Source organism: Bacteroides intestinalis DSM 17393, from assembly GCF_000172175.1.
Lineage (GTDB): Bacteria > Bacteroidota > Bacteroidia > Bacteroidales > Bacteroidaceae > Bacteroides > Bacteroides intestinalis.
Map to the genome: position 1 here is coordinate 1,208,150 of NZ_ABJL02000008.1, position 20,992 is coordinate 1,229,141.

General features: G+C 44.3%; 13 protein-coding genes. All 13 read right to left on the reverse strand.

Annotated elements, in window-relative coordinates:
• Positions 1-61: 61 nt before the first annotated feature.
• Positions 62-2,104, reverse strand: coding sequence for a glucosidase family protein (locus tag BACINT_RS14225; RefSeq protein ID WP_007664285.1), 2,043 nt, complete (start codon positions 2,102-2,104; stop codon positions 62-64).
• A gap of 13 nt (positions 2,105-2,117) precedes the next feature.
• A complete protein-coding gene (locus BACINT_RS14230; RefSeq protein WP_007664286.1) occupies positions 2,118-4,286 on the reverse strand; it encodes an alpha-galactosidase in 2,169 nt (722 codons plus the stop codon).
• Positions 4,287-4,293: 7 nt separating this feature from the next.
• Positions 4,294-6,441 (reverse strand): glycoside hydrolase family 31 protein, encoded by a 2,148-nt coding sequence (locus BACINT_RS14235; RefSeq protein WP_044155277.1) that lies wholly within the window; start codon positions 6,439-6,441, stop codon positions 4,294-4,296.
• Positions 6,442-6,476: 35 nt separating this feature from the next.
• Positions 6,477-8,423, reverse strand: a complete 1,947-nt coding sequence (locus tag BACINT_RS14240; protein WP_052302197.1) for a glycoside hydrolase family 97 protein — start codon at positions 8,421-8,423, stop codon at positions 6,477-6,479.
• Between the two features lie 22 nt (positions 8,424-8,445).
• Positions 8,446-8,727 carry a glycoside hydrolase family 97 C-terminal domain-containing protein gene (locus BACINT_RS24570; protein ID WP_007664289.1) on the reverse strand — a complete coding sequence of 94 codons (282 nt, stop codon included), beginning with the start codon at positions 8,725-8,727 and terminating at the stop codon, positions 8,446-8,448.
• Between the two features lie 9 nt (positions 8,728-8,736).
• Complete coding sequence (locus BACINT_RS14245; protein ID WP_007664290.1) at positions 8,737-10,338, reverse strand: glycoside hydrolase family 97 N-terminal domain-containing protein; 1,602 nt, start codon at positions 10,336-10,338, stop codon at positions 8,737-8,739.
• A 9-nt stretch (positions 10,339-10,347) separates the two neighbouring features.
• Positions 10,348-11,721, reverse strand: coding sequence for a glycoside hydrolase family 28 protein (locus BACINT_RS14250; protein WP_007664291.1), 1,374 nt, complete (start codon positions 11,719-11,721; stop codon positions 10,348-10,350).
• Positions 11,722-11,741: 20 nt separating this feature from the next.
• On the reverse strand, positions 11,742-13,922 hold the full coding sequence (locus BACINT_RS14255; protein WP_007664292.1) for a DUF362 domain-containing protein: 2,181 nt from the start codon (positions 13,920-13,922) through the stop codon (positions 11,742-11,744).
• A 117-nt stretch (positions 13,923-14,039) separates the two neighbouring features.
• Positions 14,040-15,614 (reverse strand): DUF362 domain-containing protein, encoded by a 1,575-nt coding sequence (locus BACINT_RS14260; RefSeq protein ID WP_007664293.1) that lies wholly within the window; start codon positions 15,612-15,614, stop codon positions 14,040-14,042.
• Between the two features lie 43 nt (positions 15,615-15,657).
• Positions 15,658-18,498 carry a glycosyl hydrolase family 28-related protein gene (locus BACINT_RS14265; RefSeq protein WP_007664294.1) on the reverse strand — a complete coding sequence of 947 codons (2,841 nt, stop codon included), beginning with the start codon at positions 18,496-18,498 and terminating at the stop codon, positions 15,658-15,660.
• Between the two features lie 3 nt (positions 18,499-18,501).
• Positions 18,502-19,899 (reverse strand): polysaccharide lyase 6 family protein, encoded by a 1,398-nt coding sequence (locus BACINT_RS14270; RefSeq protein WP_007664295.1) that lies wholly within the window; start codon positions 19,897-19,899, stop codon positions 18,502-18,504.
• A gap of 209 nt (positions 19,900-20,108) precedes the next feature.
• Positions 20,109-20,717, reverse strand: a complete 609-nt coding sequence (locus tag BACINT_RS14275) for an OmpH family outer membrane protein (RefSeq protein ID WP_007664296.1) — start codon at positions 20,715-20,717, stop codon at positions 20,109-20,111.
• Between the two features lie 29 nt (positions 20,718-20,746).
• Positions 20,747-20,980 carry a hypothetical protein gene (locus tag BACINT_RS14280; RefSeq protein ID WP_007214686.1) on the reverse strand — a complete coding sequence of 78 codons (234 nt, stop codon included), beginning with the start codon at positions 20,978-20,980 and terminating at the stop codon, positions 20,747-20,749.
• Between the last annotated feature and the right edge of the window lie 12 nt (positions 20,981-20,992).

Sequence of the window (20,992 nt, forward strand, 5' to 3'; positions counted from 1 at the left end):
ACAAGTAGTTAAGAACTGCATTCTCGAAAAGCAAAATTGATTATAAATTCATACAAATAGATTATAAATTCACCTTTATCGTTGCCCCTTCCGTCACGCTCTTCTTCAACACGGGCTTGCCACCTTTCAGAATTTCTACATGCAGCTTCTTTCCTGCACGACGTACCCGAATATCAAACTCCGAATTGAAAGCACGTACACGATTCAGATTCATATACTCCCACTCCTGTGGCAAACGGGGAGTCATCTCGAAACTACGCAATCCTGTGGGGCGAATGCCGAACAGACCTTCGGTATAGATACGGCAATACAATCCGCTTTCAGCAGAAAGATGACGCTGATCTCCTTCGGGCCACGCTTCAATGGCATAAGGCACATGATCGCCCAACAAACGGCGATGTGAATACTTCTTGAGGAAGTTCATACCTTTCTCCACTTCTCCGGCAGCAATGGTGCCACGTAGAGCATAGAGGGTACTACGATCCCAGAAGGTTTCGGTACCGGCTTGCGTCAATAATCCGTCGTCCGTCCAGAGACGGGGCGAAAAGAGAGCATCTATAGTACCTTGCGTACGGGTGTAGATACCCATAACAAGAGGCATACAAATCCAGGAACGCAGGATATCATTACCTTCATAATAGCGGTAACTGTGGAAACCTTCTATCTCATAACCAAAATGTTTTTCTATGGCTTTCTCTAAAGCATTCGCTTGATCACGATACGTATTCAACTGCTTTGCCGATATTCCCAATTCACGCCCCAGCATAACGGCTGAACGCAAAGCATCGTAGTAAAGCGTAGAGGTACAGAGGTTTGCATCACCAGCCGGGAAGCGGTTCTCCAATTCATCCGAATTCGATGCAACCACGCCGGCGGGAGTTAGTTTACGGTTGCAATACTCCAGACACCATTCGATCAGAGGCCACAGTTCACGCGCTTCCGCCTTATCTCCACGAGCCAACGCATAGCGTGCGGCACCGTAAGCAATCATCGCACCGTCTCCCCTATCTTTGGCTCCATGCCAGAAGCTGACACCTTCGGAGATGATGGAACTCGGGATAGGTTTATACTCCGGATTCATATAGCGGGCAAAGTGGCGGAAAGAGTTCAATGCGGACTCATTACCAATCTCATAACCCAAGAAAGGGAAAAAAGGATTGATATACTCTGCCTGGTCGTTAGCCCAGACAGCCGCATAATAAGCTTCACCACCAGGACCATGCATCAATCCGCCTTTCGTACGGTAGATACTTTCAGCACCACGCAGTTTGGCGAAGGCAAACATGCGATTGAGCACGGGATCGGGAGTCTCCAAAACCAGATTGCCCCACCACTGACTGATAAGCGCTTCACGCGCGGCACGTTCACTAAGGATGTTGATGTGTGAAAGGCCGGTGCTGTTTAGTCCGGACGAAGCATCCGCCAGTTTCCTTCCGGAAAAGATTGCATAGAATTCAAGCGTCTCTCCCGGTTTCAAAACAAAGACACCACTTTTGGAAAGAGCGGCTTCAATGCAATAAGCACCATATACACCGGCTTCCTCAGGAGTAGTATATGTTACATTCCACTCAGGCACTCGCAACGTTATCTGATTCGGACTGCTATTTTTGAAAGTATATTCCTCACAATAGTGCGCGGCGTTGGTGGATGGATAAAGTACACGAGTCAACTGTACGGCATCTTTCAGTTCTTTACGCCGGTAAATATAACCGAAACTACTTTCCACACGCATAATGCCATTGAAGGTAACGTCGCGTACTTCTTCATTCAGCAGAGTTTGATCGTCCACTGTAACTAAAGCGGGAATATTCACATCGAAGCGTTGCTTCAGATTGTTCTGTGTCTTGTTGGGATGCATGCGAAGCATAGGAAAAACAAGACTGCGGTTCAGATGAAAACGCTTCTGTGCATCCACACCGTAACGAAGGACAACGGAAAGTTGCTGTCCACTCATTTCCAAATGATCGTCATGTGGAATATTATCATTGATACTCCAGCGGATGGCTCCACCATCCTGGATAGTCCAACGATCTTTCGGTTGTGCAATGGCCAGCGAACCGGTAAAGATGAAAGAGAAAAGTAATAAGGTTCTTCTCAAGTCCATAAGGTTATTGTGTTTAATTGTTAGCTACTAATATTAATACTGCACTCTCAAACTGGGTATTCAATGGATTCTCCAGACCTTTTTCCATCAGTTCTGCTCCCGTAAATACCTTACCATTGGCAGGAAAACGGGAAGCCACACCTTTGGCCAGACTGACTTCTTCCACACGATATTTCTTATGGGCATCCAAGCCACCAAGCATTACCCGGGGTTCATTACCATCTTTAGTCTGGTAGAAGTAAACAACTGCCTTTTGCTTATCTGTTGAAACATAACTCAAAGAAGCCAATGGAGACTCATAGGGAGAAACCAAGCGATAAAGTTCACCATGCATCACCAACGGACGGATGCGTTCTTTATATAGTTTCACAGCATCGGCAATCTGCGCACGTTCTTCAGCCGTAGCCTTATCCAATGCCAGGTCTATTCCGAATGCACCACTCAATGCCACATCTATGGCCATCTTCAAATGACGTTTCCCCATACGGGTAACGTGAGCGGAAATCGTATTTGCAGGGAAGAAATGCGAGAAGCCCCATTGTATCTTGATACGTCCCAACGGGTCTGTGTTGTCACTGGGCCAGAAGGAATGGAAATAAGACATTGCACCATAATCCACACGTCCCGATCCACCGGCACAAAGCATGGCCATCACATTGGGGAAACCTTTGGCAAAACGATCCATCAGACGGTAAAGCGCCCAGTTATAGTCTATCCAGAGATGACTCTGATCGGCAGGCTGCAAATAAGAAGATCCGGGTTGGGTGATGTAACGGTTACAGTCCCACTTCACATAAGTGATATCCGGGTTAGGCCGCAAGGTTTTGTCGATAATATCCCACTCAAAAGCCTGTACCTCGGGGCGGGTAAGATCCAGTATTTCCTGATGGCGACCCAGTATCGGTTCACGCTTGGGTTGAGTAATGATCCAATCCGGATGTTTCTGATAAAGTTCGCTCTGAGGATTCACCATCTCGGGTTCCAGCCAGATACCGAAGCCAACTTTACGCTTCAATGCTTCTTTGGCAATATATGACAGACCTTTGGGTAACTTCTTGATAGAAGGGTCCCAATCTCCCAGACCATGCTTATCATCATCACGGGAGTAAGAGCCATTACCGAACCAGCCATCATCCAATAAGAAAAGTTCAGCCCCCACCTGGCGGGCACCGTCAAAGAGTTGCTTCAGGCGGTCTTCATCAAAATCGCAGTGCGTAGCTTCCCAGTTGTTCAACAATACAGGGCGGTCTTTCTCTGCATCGCGGATGGCATTTGCCATAGCCCAACGATGGAAACGACGGCTGGCTTCTCCCTTACCCCGCTTACTATACGTGTAGAGAATGGCGGGTGTAGTGAATGTGCCGCCACGCTCCAGATTGTATTGTGAGCCCAAAGGATTCATACCGGTCAGCAAACGCAGGTTCTTGTTCCAGTCTACATCGAAAGCAAACTGGAAACTACCGCTCCAACGCAAAGAAGCAGCCAGTACTTCACCTTCATTTTCTTTAGCCGGTCCGTTCAGAGAGAGGATAAAAGAAGGAATACGCATCTGATGCGCACGGATACCTAATTTGGAATCCAGAATTTTGACTCCTTCCGAAAGCCGTTCTTCATTGAGGGTTGCTTCGCGCTTATAGTTACCCGAAAATTGAGTGAGCCAGTATTCCTTTGCCTTTACCACCGGAGCAGCAGAAGCAAAACGATGCAGAATGACTTTACCTTTCTCATTATGCGTAACGGTATTCCATATCTCCATCATGCTATTGTCTGTGTAGCACTTGATATAGATATCTACGGTGAAAGGATAGGCAGGGTCTTTCAGTGAAATAACGGTTTGTTCGATACCCGGTGTCAGCGCTTCCGTACGATGTCCGGTGTAGTGAAGTTCCGTAGATGTATTTCCATCTACATGAGTTGCCTGGATAGCCGGTTCTGTCAGGACACCGTTCCCATAAGGAGGAAGAAACTCCCATTCACGTGAGGGCATCTTAGCAGGAGGCTCTACTTCACGGGCAGCATCCCCAAAACCCAATTGGTAAAGGCGATTGTCCATACCCACCATAAAGGTCAGTTTCAGTTCACCGGATGTAACGGTAAAGAGTTTCTTCACATTCGGATTATCTGCTGCATGCACCGTGAGGAGAAGGCAGAGAAATAAACAGGTCGTCAATATATTCTTCATGATCTTATCATTCTTCTGTCATAAACTTCCAGGTAACATTGGCAATACTGTTCGGCTTACCTTTTTCTGCTTTGGATATAGCCCCCTTCAGCTTGCCTTTCTTATCGCGTGTCACAGTGATATCACGCCAGGAATAGGCACCCTTCTCATAATCGAATGTTTCTCCGTCATCATCATACAGACGGTAAGAACCATCCGCTTTTCCATAATGGCGGATTTCCAGATTCACCTTCTCTCCTGCTTTCGGGGCATGCAGACGGGCCTCCATAAATGGCAGGACAGCTCCATCCTTTACATATACCGGAATACGGTCCAAGCCCGGTGTAACAGTAATCTTCTCTCCATTGCCCACATATTTACCCGTATAGAAATCGTACCAGTCTCCCTTAGGCAATACCACCGTACGCTCTTTCTGACCTTTGAACATGGGAGCCACCAACAGATATTCACCAGCCATATACTGATCCTTAATTTCCTTGGAAACAGCTTCCAGATAAGGATTCTCTTCCAGATTTGCATCCGACAGTTTCGCTGTAGTTCCTTGTTCAGGAATGAAACCCGGTTCCAGATTCATGGCACGGAATGGAGGAATACCATCAAAATGATAACGTGCAAATTCACTATACCAGTAAGGCATCATCTGCATACGCAGCATAGCATACTCTTTTATCTGATTCTCTACTTCGGGGAAAGTCCAAGGTTTTGTTCCGCTTGCCCAAGCATTAATCATTGCCATCGGTGAGAATACTACAGACTGGAAACGGCGTAGCCAGTCTTCCGATGAACTGGAACTACGTACTTCTGGAGTCCACAATACACCACTAAAACCTGAATTAATCAAAGCAGTAATAAAGTCCTGATGACTGTAATAGTCATTATAAATCACATAGGGGAAGGAAGCAGCACCGGCATTCGATGCGCGAACCAATCCGAAGGTACGTTGATTACGTTTCTTGTACAATTCCGCAGTAGTGCGTTGTACCCACAAACCATAAGTCTGGCGCATCTGCTCGGCAGCAATTCCACTGGGGAAAGTAGCTACATCCGGCCACAAATAACGGTCGTATCCGTCTACTTCATCCACTTTATAACCGCTGACACCGATATTCACATGTTCCTGTTCCAGTTTATCCATCCAGATTTTGCGGGCTTTCTCGCCTGCCAAGTCGGGCACGATACCACACCATACGGTGTGTGAGCCACTTACCGGATACATTTCCTTATATATCTTTGAATCGGGAGATACGTATGGGTTTGTCCATAAGTTGATGCGTACTCCTTTAGCCAACATATCTTTCACAAAGCCGGCGGGATCAGGATAGCGGGTAGCATCCCACTCAAAGGTACAAGGATACGCTTTGCTTTGCCAACCCGGTTCCAGTCCGATAAAGTCCAACGGGAAACCGCGTTGTTCAAACTCATCCGCTTCGTTCTTCACGTCTTCAGCTGTATAGAGCTTCTTTGTACGTTGCGTAAAGCCCAATCCCCAGCGCGGAGGCAATGTACCACCTCCACAGAGCAGGTTATAACGACGGACAACATCCATAGGAGTAGGTCCGGCAAACAGATAAATTTCTGCACCCGAGGCAGGAACCAAGATAGAAACGGCATCCGAGTAAGGAGCGGATGTCCAGGTCTTATCCAGATTACGATCCTTGGCTACCGGAGCATTCGGACTATCCTTACGCGCGCCGCTACCAGCATACACCGTCAGATAACGTGCCGAATTGATCAGTACCCCATAACCGGAACTGGAAATGTAAAAGGGAACAGGAGCATGTGTGCGTCCGTTGTCACGTCCACCGTAATGGTCTACATGCAGGTTCAGAATCTTGCCACGCTGGTGTACCGTCTGGAAGTTCAGTCCAAAGCCGTACAATTGCTCCTTACGTTGCAAAGGAATACGGAGACTTGTTTTACCATCCTGTATGGAACCCACAATTTCATTCGCTAATTGGGGTAATGTCACCTCCGGTAAGCGGGCAAAACCTTCCTTTTGCGGTGTGACACCGGCCACTCCCAGTAATGAATACTCTTCAGGAGTACCTACCACGCCTTTCCAAACGCCAGGCTCCACTTGCTGCCAGGCTATCTGTGCTTTAGCAGGACATAGCATCAACAAAGCCATTGCCCCTACAATCAAAATCTTCTTCATTCTCTTCATTTTATTATAATAGTGTTATTCTCATTTCATCGGATTATACCAGCAAAGCCACCATTCGGAAGTACCTTCACTTTTACCGTTCCGTTCATATTCTCCACAGGCGTGTAGTCAAAACTATCCTTATCTTTTCCATCTATAATCATAGTGAATGGTTTACCTTCACATCCGGCAGGCAAGGTAAATTCTATTTCACGTTCCTCTTCCTTACCACTGATACCGCCAATATACCAGACATCACCGGAACGACGAGCCACAACAGCATAATCAGCAGGATAACCAGCCAGCAGGATACTTTCGTCCCAGGCAGCGGGTACTTCTTTCAGGAATTGTTTCGGTTGTTCCGGTAGAGAAAGATAAGACTCCGCCTTATCAGCAAAACATTGAAAACCTGATTCAAAGACTACTGCCAGAGCCAACTGATGCCCCATAGTTGTCTTACGTATAGCAGGTACCCCTTGGCGTACTTTATCAGAGAAAGTCACCGGAGTGTAATCCATCGAACCGACTACATTGCGTGTGAAAGGTACAGTAGCATTATGTTTTGCCGCCTGGTCGCAACGTTCCTGACGTCCCAGGGTTTCTGCACCCCGGATAGCTTCCGTAGTCAGCATATTCGGATACGTACGTTCAAAGCCACGGGGTAAAGTGGCACCATGAAGATCTATTAGCAAATGATTGTCCGCGGCATCTTTCAATAAAGCCGGATAAAGTTGGATAATACGTTGTTTGTCTGTATCAAAGAAATCGACCTTGATTCCTTTCACTCCAATTTCACTGATGCGTTTCATTTCTGCACGACGTAATTCAGGATCACTCATCAGACGATGCGTCGGTATAGAGTCGTTGTCACGCCCTGCACCGGAATGGTACCATAACCAGACCCCCACTCCTTTCTTCTGTGCGTATTTCACTACATCTTCCATAGTGCCACCGTTGCCCATGTTTTGCCAGCCGGCATCAATCAGCATATATTCCCAACCCATTTCTGCACTAAGATCCACATATTTCAGTTGTGCTTTATAATCACGGGGAGTGCTGCCATTAGACCACCAGCTCCATGAAGCGCGTCCGGCCTCTATCCAGGATTCATCGCTTACTACAGATGCAGGATTCAGATGTGAAACCATTTGTGTCTGGAATATGGTATTCAGATCATCCCCTATGATAATGGCACGCCAAGGAGTGAACCACGGTAATTCTGATACCGGCTCTACTGCATCCGGTACAATTGGCTCATCCGGTTCCGGAAAGCGGATTTTATATGCTTTATCTGTTCCGGCATTATCTATATGAGTAGCAGGATATGAGCCATTCAGATGAGCTTCTGTGATCATCATCCAAATTCCGTTGGTATTGAATAGCATAGGGAATGCCCAACCACGCCCATGCCCACATTCCGAACGGATATCTATTTCACTCCGGCAATATTGTTCATAGCTCGGTTTATGACGATCGTTCCAGTCATACGGGTGTATCCACGCTTTTCCATTTACGGGTACGGCAAATTCTGTATGCTCGGTCTGGATAGTATGCATCTGTCCAGCCTCTCCGGGTAGTTCATAACGGAAAGCGACTCCGTCATTATATACCCTTGCGATCAAATTAAACTGCTTATTCTCTTTATTACGGAAAGTAAAAATCTGCTCACGGCACTCATCCGTAGTATTCAATTTCTTACCGGATTTTAACTGATAAGCATTAGAAATATCTTTCACTGCAGAAGCGGAAACAAATTGTGCGTCTTTTCCATACTCACAATTATCCATAACCAGCCCTAAAAGAGATTTCTCTACTGCCAGCGTATCCCTATAATAAACGGAATAGCAAAGATTTACTTCACCTTTATCCTTTTTGTTTGCCAGGACGAAACGGATATTATTGTCCTTGGACACCAACTCCCATGTATCGGGAGCCGTACAAGCGGCCATTAATACCGCCAACAGCAACATTGCTGCTCTCAATAGTTTTCTCATGGTATTCATCATTAATCATTAATTATTCTTGAGGAGTAAACATCACAATATATCCACCCCCTGTACGCATGTGTCCCGTCAAAGCATCAGATTTTCTACAGAAGACACGTTCTGTCTTGATAGCGGCAGCATCAGACGGCCGATCATTCAAAACCATTCCTTCATACCATCCGTCACCCAAAAATGATAAAGGAAATTGCAGGGAACATTCCTCTTGTCCATTCAGTACAGCCAAAAACCAAGTCTTTCCGCTTCTTCGTGCAAATGCCGCAACCTCACCTATCCGACTGGATGGCAATACCACCGTCTCATCCTAGGTAGCAGGTATTTGCTTCAAGAATTTCACAGCCGGATTATCCAACATCGCTTTCGGGTGTGAACCGAAGAATATGACAGAAGAGTTGAAAACAAGTGCCGTAGCTAACTGATGTACCCATGACGTTTCCAAACGACGTTCTCCAAAAATAACGGGTGTATAATCTCCGGCTCCCGCTACCAGACGAGTGAAAGGCAAGGTTGTATTATGCGTGCTCCACTCATACTGATTTTTCCCATATTCCAAGCCACGAATACCTTCACGACTCATCTCATTCGGCCACGTACGCACTTCACCCGTCGGTTTATTACTGCCATGAATGTTTAGCATCAGTTTATATTCCGCCGCTTCTTTCAGACATGACTGATATAAATCGACAAATTCTTTCGACTCATGTGAGAACGCGTCAAGTTTCAAGCCGACAACTCCTAATCTGTGACAGCGTTCAAACAATTCTCTGCGTTTTTTAGGATCACGCATATCCCGGCCGTGACGCCATAACCAGATTTTAACTCCAAACTGAGCCGAATAATCCACTAGTTCTTTTAACTGTTCATTTGTCCAACGATACCAAAAAGCATCTACCGTATTATATTCAAACCCTAATTCTCCGGCCAGTTTAGAAAATTCTTTCATTCCCTCCACTGTCCGTGCTCCACCATCCAGCCAGCACCATACGGAACGTCCCGGTTTAATCCAGTCCGTATTTATTCCTTTGGGGAATAGTCGTTTATCCGGTGCCGGAGCCAAGTTGGTTATCAAATCGGAATTCACCAACTCATTCAGATTATCGGCTATTATGATTGTACGCCAGGGAGTTATTATAGTAGCTGCCAAAGCTGCCGGTTTCGATAACCGCCGGGCTTCCGCCAGACTATAATCATGGGCAAAAGGATATCCGGCCGGTTGCGCATGTCCCAGTTTCGTTTCAAAACCATTCTTACCATTTGCCTGCAATGACATACCGGCATAATTCATCAAAGCGGATTCTGTTATGCAAAGATAACCGGATTCTCCCGGCAATTGCACCGTTACCGGAGGAGCAGCCCATTCTCCCTGCATAATTTCAGAGATATCCTTTCTCTGGTGGATACCTTCATAGTGACAATACATATCATGATACCACACCGTACTCCCCACCGGCAATGTAAATAATGTATGTTCATCCGGCGTTCTTATTTCTCCCTGCTTACCGGGAAGTATCATCCGAAAAGCGACACCATCGTTATAAGCTCTCGCCTCCAAAGAGAAATCAGTCTTCAAACTACTATTTCGTAACTTGATAATTTGTCCATTGCTTCTATCTACCGCCAAAGAATGACTGCCCCGGATAGGATAGGTATTATCCGTCTTATATGTATCTGAAGACAGAACATCGACCGAATTACAAAGTTCCGATTCATCTATGGTCAGACGCACAGGCGACTCTACCAATACCTTCACTCCGTTTTTCTCTACTTCATAATAAAGTCCTTTTTCTTTTAGTTTCAACACCAAAGAAATAGAGCCATCCGGACTGGTGACCGGAAACAGTGTCTGTGCATTGGCATAAGCCAAGGCACAAGACCCCATCAATATTGCACAAATAGTTTTTCGCATAATCACCGATTATTTGTAAATCTGTATATCCCCATCTTCACAAATAATCTCAGGACGAGCATCGGGATTCTTCAACTCAAACGTAACATTCTTCAGTTTCAATCCTTTCACATGGCGTGCCCATACCCCGTATGCCGGAATCTTAGGTCCGAAAGTTTTCACTTCAGGATATTTGTCTATAGCTTCAGGCACCTGAGACAAGGCATCTTCAGGAGTTCCTGTACCCAATAAACGAATATGAATATTTTCCAAAGTCAGGTTTGTGATATAGTGTCCGGGAATACCTGTAATCAGGATGCCGGAAGGAGGTGTCAGTTGAGCCTTATCGGCAGCCACTGCCTTTACGTTGCGAATCGTCACATTTTCAAAGACTCCAATCGGTTGCTGACGGTCTTCTTTTTTGCGAAAAACACTAAGGCGGACACCCAAACGAAACAGCATCGGAGTACGTACTTCGTCCATTGTGATATCAGAGATTTCCACATTACGCAGATGGGCCCCATCTACAGAGAATAACTTAATACCTCCATTTTTGGTATCATAAATATGACAATTGCTGATCTTGATGTTCTCAAATCCTGCCATGGATTCTGTTCCCATCTTAATGCCCGCCTGATTACTTTTCAACTTCATATCCGTAACAATGATATCATCACATCCCATTTTGCTGGCAGTAGTCTTAAAACAAAGAGCATCGTCGCCACTGACAATATCACAATTACTAATACGTACATGCTGGCAACCATCAATATTAATACCATCATTATGAGCTACTCCAAAACTGCGTATCGTCACATTGTGGATATTCACATTACGACATTGGAAATAATGGGAAGTCCAGGCACCTGCATATTTTAAAGTAACTCCTTCCACGCGCACACCTTCACAACGTACCCAACGAAGCAAGAAAGGGCGCAATCCCCAACGCTGGCCTTCCGGCCGGGTATCTACTTTTATATGCCGTTCTTTCAAAGCTGAGCCTTGACCATCGATAGCACCTTCACCCTCCAAAGCAACATTTTTAGCATCTACCGCTACCAATAATGCCCAACCGACATCAATGCCCAGACCTTCGGTAAAAGGATCAAGGTTATCGTAAGCTTTATAATCGGTAGTGCCCAGAATAAGAGCATCTTTCTCCAAATGCAAAGTCACATTATCTTTTAGCACGATAGTAGCCGACAAATAGGTTCCGGCAGGCACAAGTACCGTTCCACCACCTGCCTTATGACAAGCATCAATTGCTTTCTGGATAGCGGGTGAATCCATCTTTTTGCCGTTTCCCCGAGCACCGTACTTCTTTACATTAAATGTTTCAGCCTGCAACGTAAATGGCAGAACAAGTAACATTAACAACAGTAATAAATTCCTTTTCGTTTTCATGGTTAGTATATGTAAGTTAACTATTTAATTTCCTTTGCAATATTCACTGTATAGATCCTGTTACTGCGCCGTCCCGGATGTTCCAAACGCAATTCATTGGTACCTTGAGCCAACGCTACAGGGAATACAAACTCTCCGCGTTTCCCACCAAATGTAGCCAAATAACCGATATTCTCACTTCTTTTCTCTCCATTAATATATAAGTAAGAAGGAACCGGATTGCCACCCGCATAAGATACTACCAAATAATATTCACCTTTATGTGGAATGTTGACTTTCCAACTCACACTTCCTTCAGAACTTCCTTTCTCGCCTTTGAATTCTACCGAACCATCCTCATTCAAGGATGCAGAGCCCTGTCTTTCCATATCTTTAGCCTGGCATATCTCTATATTCTTCAAACGACGTACCACTACACGTTGTGAAGATGTTACCTTTCCCTTTGCCAAAGTCTCCAGATTAAACTCAGTCGTCTTAGAAATAGACAAAGGAATGACGCCTTCTGCAACTTCCAGATGTTTACCATTCAATCGCACTTCATCTGCATGGGATGTTTTATAATGCAAGGCATTTTTATCTGCGTAGAAGTATTCTATTGCCGGACGCTTTTCATCCAACGGAACCCTGTATAATTCAATCCCTTTACCTGTACCCAGATTACGACTGTACATCCGGTGCGTTGGATTATTCCAATGCTCATGTACTCCCAGGCTACCTTGCTCTTTTCCAATATAAGCTATTCCCGAAGGAGGATTCCCTATATTCGCCGCCTCATGAAGAAAATTGTCGGCATTGGCACATAAAGGAAGTTCCGAATAAATAAAATCAAGTACCACTGATTCGATGGCAACCTGATCATTGGAAGCCAGGAAACTGGAGGTCCAGCCATTATTGAACGGGGGAAGTTGGAAACGTACCGCTTTCCCGTTATGCTTGGGATTTACGTACATAGCATCCACCAGATACACCAAAGTGTTTCCACCTATACGTTCGTGAGCCATCAGATCGACAATGCAGTTATAAGTGCCCATACCACGGAAGGAAGACCAGTCACGAATAGAAAGATGCAAAGGCGGCACATTGCCTATCGAACCGAACTGATTCTTACCGGTAGCCGTTATAGCTGTCTGTCCGGCACTGTCCCGCCATTTATCGGTTGGTTCGGAATGTCTTTTCATTAATGCCATGTTAATCATATAGTCGGCTTCATAAGCCGCACGTGCCAAACTTCTGGCACCGGCATCGGTAATCTCACTGGAATAACGAATTACATCAGGAACAAATCCTCCCCAATTCTGATAATTGACATTTGGATAAACCGGTTGTACATAATCGTAAACAGCCGAAATACCCCGACGCTGTGCATCATATACTGTAATACAATTCTGGGGAATTTTCATTATATCCACCAATTGATGCAGCAAAGAATACACTGACTGTGGAGTAGCATCAATGATATTAGTTCCACCATTGTCATTCAGATTAATCTTGATAGCAATCTTCTCACCTTTCTTATACTTTACTGCTCCCTTACCTTTCTTATAATTAAAGGTTCTGAACAATTCATCCCATGCCTTATCAATCGTATTTTGGCGGGTCAGCGCAATAATCACTCCCTCCATCATATCATCGACACGTGTCTGACTATTATTATCCGGATCCGAATAAAGTCCTCTTTTTCCATCCCAGGCAGCCGCCTTCGGATCATGTGCCCATGCCACTCGCCCCGGATGAATTCCTCTGGCTACTCCCATCGGAGTGTTGGGAGCATCAATAGGCACAAAACGTCCCATATCAGTACCATTATCTATCTGCTTACGAATGACCTGCCCCATCAGAGAATTATCCACTGACATTATATATAATGTACCCGATAATAATATACCGACTGCCAATACGGATAGCCCCATATAGAACCGACGGGAATGCCACAAGAATTTGAAACGTTTCCACGTACCAAACCCAACCAATGTACTACTGATGAAAGCTACAAAAGAGAAAGCGATAGGAGCAGCAATTTGCTGACAAGGATATTCTATTCTGGAAGGTTTGGGTACTACCCGTATCAGAAACCAAATCAGAGCAGCTAATCCGAACAGAGGAAAGCAAACCTTAAAAATAACATTTTTCTTGTTGATTCCAACGATTCGTCCACTCTTCGGACAAGTCTTAAAAAACCATCTTTTTATTTTTGTATTCATTTCATTAGATATAAAGGATTATCTTTCATGGTTACAAAAATAGGCAGATAAAAAAGAGACGATTATCAGTATTTCATCAAATACTTGAAAAATCGTCTCAACCAAGCAGACAGTGTCTTATTTATGTAAATAGAGCAACTCTATTCCAATGTCTTTCCCCATATTACGGCTATATTTCTTTTCTTCCGGATTATTCCAATGTTCCAAGACTCCGAGACTGCCAACTCCTGTACCATCTCTTTCCGGATCATAGAAAGTAGTGGATAACGGACGGTCTGCCAGAGCTGCCTCCACCAGATACATATCGCAATAATCCACATCGGCCATACGCGGAAACTCTGCACTCAGAAAATCAATGCCCACTGCATCAATGGCTACCGGATCCTGGGAAGCCAGAAGTGAGCAAGGCCAGTCTCCATTAAACGGTGACATCTTCCATTTACCGGAAGGCACTCCGTTCACCTTTTCCGAACCGTACAGACCATCTATCAGAAAGAGCATTGTCTTTTGTCCCAGATCCTTATGTGCGATATAATCGGTAAAGGTCATATAGCGCGGCTTTCCCCCACGATCCTGATTGAAATTGTTATGCTGATTTTTACGGAAGTCACGGTTGATATCCGTTACTCCATACCAGTTTTTCGCACAGAGTGTTACTCCCTGTCCGCCATGCCCTTTCAGCAATGCCATATTGATCAGGTAATCAGCCTCAAGTGCACAGTTTGCCAATCCTCGCGCCAAACGGCCATTATCAGTTGAATATGGAATTGCATCTGCCGTATAGGTAGATTGGGTACGCCCGTTTCCTCCTTCATTATCCAGATATACAACACCGGGGAATTCGGCATGACATTTATCATAAAGAGCTTTCGTAATAAAACGGCTGGCATCAAATACTGTGATTTGCTCCTGAGGCACTCCGCCGTCATTCACCAAACTACGAAGCAAGGCAAGCGTCAGATGCGGAGAAGCATTCAACTGCTCACAATCTTCATGGGAGAAAGTATTATTCTGATTAATCTTGATAGCAATTCTTTCTCCTTTCTTATATCCACGCTGCCCCTTATCATGCTGTTGATTGAAATAAATAAAAAGGGATTTCCAGGCTGCCTTTTCTTTTTTCTCTCCGGTCAAGGACAAGAGAGACTGGTTTAGAAGCCAGTCGGCATCTGCCTGATTATTCCAACGATCTTCAAACCAAAAGCCCTCCCCTTTCTTCCACGTAGCAGCACCCGGCGCATGAGTCCATACCACCCGACCCGGATAAATACCTTTCGCCTCCCCCACCGGATTATTCTTACCCCATGCCATACGCGGTTCTCTAGTCGGAAGAAAAGTTTGTGCCAGCATGTCAGTGCTATTTTCTACCAACATCAAAGCACCGAAGAAACAAAAACCTGCAAAAGCAAAAACCCCTACCACTACTTTCCGGTTACGGAATGCTTCACGCAACTGTCGCAGACTCACCCAGACTCCCGTGAACGAGAGTAAGTACATGACAAATGCAGACATCAGCGGTGCCGCTGTCTGCATACATGGATAACTGGCACGGGAAGGTTTCGGAATAACCCGTACCAAAAACCAGATAGTAGAAAAAAGACCGAGTCCCCAAAAGAAGAGTATCTGTATCCCTCTGGAAGTAAATTCCCCTTTCTCGGTCCTTTCTTTAAAATATAAATAAATACGTTTCATACTTTCTCACCATTATCTATTATTTCTTCATGTTTCTCTGTTCTTATTTGATGATAATCTTTTCACTACGAAGCACTTTTACGTTTTCTTTATCCGTAATGCCTTCTTTCACTTTCAGATTCCTGATCTCAGCGCCAATCACATCATCCAGTACTACTGCATAACGACCATCTTTCTGCTCAGCACTGATACTGCAATTATCTAATAGGAAGTCCTTCACATGACGCGCCCAGAAACCAAAAGACGGTTGTATTTTCAAATCACCTACATTATAACGTCCTACTCCGATTTCAGGCGGATACGCTTCTGCATCTTCTACCGGATGTCCGCCTTTCACAAGTAAATTTACATCATGGAACTGTACATTCTTAATATACCCGGTATGCTGGCCATTCGGCAAACGAAATGTCAGTCCTCCTTCCACAACTTCCGTATCCGGCAGTTTAAAACCTGCAATGATGGGTGTTGCCGTATTTTGAGAACCATCGTATGCTTTCCAGCGACCTCCACGGAAAGAACTCCCTCCGTATACTTCATCAATGTCTACACCACAAATCACAATATTCTCCACTTCACCGATATTAGAGTTGGTCACCAGTAGTTCCTTGCGAACATTTCCATTTTCTGTGAACGTGAAAGGAGCTACATCAGCACCCAACACACGGCCTCTATTGGATATAGATATGAAGAACGGAGCACGGGTACGATGCATCACCGAACGGGAATGTATCGGTCCTGTCTTTCCACTATTCAGATAGACATTTTTTATATGTCCGCCATCATTGGTAGATATGGAGAAACCTGCTTTATTGGCACCCAGTACATAAATATTATCCACGTATAAGTCCTGAATATCATCCGCTGTTTCCGAACCTATCTGGAACAGGTTACAATTGGTATCTCCAACGATATTGCGTACCATATAGTTACGTGCTGGACGGGTAAAACCTAATGAACAATCCGAACCCGGTTTCACAATGTCATCCGAACTGACACGCGAATAAATGTTCGTCACCGTTACATCATTGCACGCCATAAAGTCGTAGATATCACGGGCATTCCGGGTATTATGTTTGGCAAAGTAAGTATCGTGCACATGGATGCCATCGGTACCTGTAGCCAGCAAAACAAAATGACCTCCCTGATCTATATGCAGCATATTGCTGACGTCATAATTCTTCTGCCCATCCGCATCTATATAGTAAGGTTCATCCTTTTGCGGATCATACCACATATCTTTACCCATAGCCCAGCCTCCAATTTCAATATTGGTACAAAGTTTTAAAGAAAACATTTTGTCACAGCGCTTCTCGGGAGCATTATTCATGACTTTATCAGAAGTAACCAAATTACCATTACCCGTGATACGGCCTGTACCCACAATCTTCACATTATCAATGCGTTCTCCAAAGAACATTGCATTGCGGAAGAACGTATGCCCCACATCCTGCTTCGTCAGATAGTTCTCCGGATCAGCATAAGGGCGAGGATCGGTAGGAGAAAGTCCCGAACGATAGGCCCGGTCACTAAACCAGGTCGTTTCCGGCGCATCACCACCCGGAAGTCCCTGAATGGTAGCGTCTGCATCCAGATGTAACCAGACATTACTCAACAGATGAACCGTCCGCACATTATAGGTGCCTGCCGTAAATCGCAGAATCCCCCCACCCAACTTATTCATCTCTATAATAGCTTTGTTTATGGCTTCCGTATCGTCTGCTATTCCATCTCCTTTTACTCCTGTAGTCTTAATATCCTGCAAACCGGAATAGAACCAGGCTATATTTGATTCTCCCTGGTTATCACCTCCTTTTACAAGCAGTTTAAAAGCATACAATTGATTAGGATTCAACCGGCCGGCAGCAGCGAAATCATCGTCCGGCAATATCCCTGTTCTTACAGGTTTCCAGGTTCTTCCCTTATCCTCAGACAATAGCAAAGTCACAGACTCCGCATTACGAGGAGCTGTCCAGTAGAAAGAAGTGAAAGATAAATCCCAATTCTTTTTATATGTAAATGCCTGCAAGGGAGTACGGGTAAAATCGGAGACAGTCGTCACTCCTTCAAAAGTTACAGTAGCAACCGGACTATGCAGAACTTCCGGTTGAGAGGTTATATAATCAGCCTCAAATGCATAATTACCTTTTTCCGGTATTACTACTCCGCGGAAACAAAGACGGATATCAGGGCCGTTAGAGGGACGGAAATCCAAATCTTTAAAGATTAACAGGGTACCTTTCTTCCCATCTTTACGAATTTCCACATCCCCAACCTTTTTATACGAATAGTTGGTTCCGGTTCTTCCGATAGACTGTTTGGGCAAATCACGAAGAATCACTTCTCCACGACCTATTACATTTACCGTTGTATTGTCCAATGTTACAGCAATCCCTTCCGGTACGCGAATAGTGACAGTAGTCATCGGGCTACGCTGTCCGGCATAAAAATCAAGTGTCAGATTTCCCGCAGTCTTTATGGTAAATGCAGTACGGTCCAACTTTATCACAGGAGGTAACGCCCCTTTACGTACCCCTATAAGCAAACGCTTTTTAGAGGCTGATTGTAAGTAATCACCATTAACCGGAAGACCTTCCGTTTTCTCCTGTCCGGTAGAAGTAAAAAGACGATAAATGCCCGAACCGGAATGAACCAACTGTTCTTTCAGAGCTTCAACTGACGGCAAAGTAGAACTTAAGCCCTCATTTTCGGGAGTATCTACAGTATAGCGATAAGTAGAACCTTCAAACAACAATAAAGAATCGCGCGTCAGTTGCCAGGGATACAATTCCCCTGCCTGAATACCTGTTCCTGCCACTCCCAGCAACAGAGACAAAAGAAAAGTTTTTGATAATATAGACCTCATATCCAATAGTGTATTTCTCATAAATCAACGATTCGTATCGATATGGTTAACATTCTCTTTCAACGCCTTATACCATGTCGGACCGGCAGTAAAGATACAGGCATCTATCCGTTCTTTTTCCTCTTGATTCAAACCGTCAGGCATATCAACCGACTTAAAACCTTCTCTCACCTGTTCATAAGGGACACTCGAAAGTGAATTCTTATCAGAAAATGCCCACTCATTATCCAGAAACAAGAAACCGGGAAGTACTTCATCCGCCCTCACTATTTTCAAATCAGGAGTTTGTCCTGCAAACAGATTATGGGCAAAACGAACATTGCGGGGCATCTTTTCTCCACGGCCTGATCCCAACTCCAATGAACTATTCAGAAAGGTATTATAAGCGATATCCACATTCTCTACCCGATGGTATGAAGTTAATGGTTCTTGTTTCACATCCGTTTCTGCCGTAGGACGTTCGTAGACTCCTACACGTACCAACAATCCGAATGACCTTACATCTTTAATATAATTATCGTAAACCGTATGTCCCTGGTTAATAATACGAATACCGGCGGTTCCACGCAGATTATGCCCTATAAATGTATTCGACTCTATCACATTATAATGCCCATGACGACAAACCAATCCACCGGCAGATTCATAAAACAAGTTCCTGCGCAATACATTATGACAGGATTTCACAGAAATAATCTCATTTTCTCCACTACATCTGAGAAAGACATTATCCTCGACAATCGTACGTGATTCCAATTGGGAAGACCAGGAATGCCCGATACGAATAATTTCTGCTCCATTGCCACCGTAAGGCTGACGTTCACCAAAGAAATTATGATCTATCAAATGATTATTCAAGTGGTTATCAGCACTCAGCCATACCTGCAACACCAGTCCGCCTACTCTTTTATTAGCAAAGTAACAATGGTCTATCCGGTTATTGGTTCCCCGTAATCCGACCCAATATTCATCTCCTTCATTCGGTCGTTCACCTTTCTGAGGATCATTACACTCATCAATCACACAACGAGTCATCCGGCAATAAGAAGCATACACACCTTTTTCTCCTTGAAAATCAATCATATCATGCCCTATGGCCCATGCCTTATAAAAGAGCAAGTCTTCCAGTTGCAAATACTCTCCATATATCTTCAGCCTTAACTTACCGGAAATAACAGCCTTTCCGGGATTCTCAGCCCGCCAAACAATCGGTTTACCAGAAACACCCTTACCGGTAAAATGTATTTCTTCCAGATTATGATACGTTCCGTCTTTCAGTACGACGGCATCCCCCGGCTGCAAGTTTCCACTACCCAGCATCTGCTTCATTGCCTGCACATCTCCCGGTGAGAATGTATACTCTTTGGCACTGGCAAAGAGCGACACCATTAAGAGCAAAAGAACACAAAGTTTTTTCATCATGTTTTTCCAATTAGAGTTTAAAAATCACAGAGCAAATATAGATGATTAAAACATGAACAGAAATAGGTAACTTCCCTCTGGAAGTAGTTTGAGAAGATACTTCAAAAGAATGGTACGTTTTTATAAACTTGAAGTGCAGATATAAAAAAATCGTCCCCTTACATTGTGATTACAACGTAAGGGGACGACCCTATTCTAAATCGATTTTTTTATTTCTTAGGAGCCGGAGAAGAATATCTTGCGTTCAATCCTTCTACGATTTCTTTCGTAATGTTATAGATGCTGTCAGCGTACAACAGATTGTCGAAACCTGTATTACTGATAATCATACTATATCCTTTTGTCTTATTATACTCTTTCAGGAAAGCATTGATAGAATCGCGCAATTGCAGGCTATTCTTTTCGTTTTCGCTCATCAACTCTGATTGCAGTTTGTTGCTCAAAGTCTGTAAATCTTGTTCCAGTTTGGCGATGCGGTTGTACTCCTGCTGTGCTCTTTCTGGAGACAGATAAGCATTATTCTGATACTTCGTCTGGAAATCCTGTTTCTGCTTATCCAATTCACGAGCTTTCTGATTCAGCGTCAAGCGTACATTTTCACTCTTCTTTACCATACCTTCATTCAGGTCGATGCAGAAATTATATTGTGCCAGAAGCGTGTCTATTTCAACATAAGCAATCTTCATTCCAGTAAGTTCACCTGAAGCTTGGCCTGACGTAGTTGCCGTTTGATTTTCAGCTTTACCTGCACACTGAGAAAATAAAACGATAAGTGCAAGAGCAGCCAAACCGTTTACGAGGTAGTTCAATCTCTTCATAACTTGTAAAAAATATAGTTTTAAAATTATTAATTCATACTATCATTTAAGGCTTTTTCCAGTTCATCAATAGAAAAACGCGGCTTCTTCTGTGCTTCCCTGTCTTGCGATTGGGCACACCCAATACCTCTCTCCCGCATTGCTTTATTACCGCTGACGTGCCCGTTAGGGAACTTTCCGCCTTTCACAAAAAAGACCTTTACACCTAATAATGCAATACAAATAGCAACTATTAACAAACTTATCAATACTGTATCGAGCATTTCTACTATTTT

Bases quoted from the DNA above. Each gene is read 5' to 3' on its own strand.
- BACINT_RS14225 (WP_007664285.1), bottom strand. From the start codon at position 2,104: ATGGACTTGAGAAGAACCTTATTACTTTTCTCTTTCATCTTTACCGGT.
- BACINT_RS14230 (WP_007664286.1), bottom strand. From the start codon at position 4,286: ATGAAGAATATATTGACGACCTGTTTATTTCTCTGCCTTCTCCTCACG.
- BACINT_RS14235 (WP_044155277.1), bottom strand. From the start codon at position 6,441: ATGAAGAAGATTTTGATTGTAGGGGCAATGGCTTTGTTGATGCTATGT.
- BACINT_RS14240 (WP_052302197.1), bottom strand. From the start codon at position 8,423: ATGAGAAAACTATTGAGAGCAGCAATGTTGCTGTTGGCGGTATTAATG.
- BACINT_RS14245 (WP_007664290.1), bottom strand. From the start codon at position 10,338: ATGCGAAAAACTATTTGTGCAATATTGATGGGGTCTTGTGCCTTGGCT.
- BACINT_RS14250 (WP_007664291.1), bottom strand. From the start codon at position 11,721: ATGAAAACGAAAAGGAATTTATTACTGTTGTTAATGTTACTTGTTCTG.
- BACINT_RS14255 (WP_007664292.1), bottom strand. From the start codon at position 13,922: ATGAATACAAAAATAAAAAGATGGTTTTTTAAGACTTGTCCGAAGAGT.
- BACINT_RS14260 (WP_007664293.1), bottom strand. From the start codon at position 15,614: ATGAAACGTATTTATTTATATTTTAAAGAAAGGACCGAGAAAGGGGAA.
- BACINT_RS14265 (WP_007664294.1), bottom strand. From the start codon at position 18,498: ATGAGAAATACACTATTGGATATGAGGTCTATATTATCAAAAACTTTT.
- BACINT_RS14270 (WP_007664295.1), bottom strand. From the start codon at position 19,899: ATGATGAAAAAACTTTGTGTTCTTTTGCTCTTAATGGTGTCGCTCTTT.
- BACINT_RS14275 (WP_007664296.1), bottom strand. From the start codon at position 20,717: ATGAAGAGATTGAACTACCTCGTAAACGGTTTGGCTGCTCTTGCACTT.
- BACINT_RS14280 (WP_007214686.1), bottom strand. From the start codon at position 20,980: ATGCTCGATACAGTATTGATAAGTTTGTTAATAGTTGCTATTTGTATT.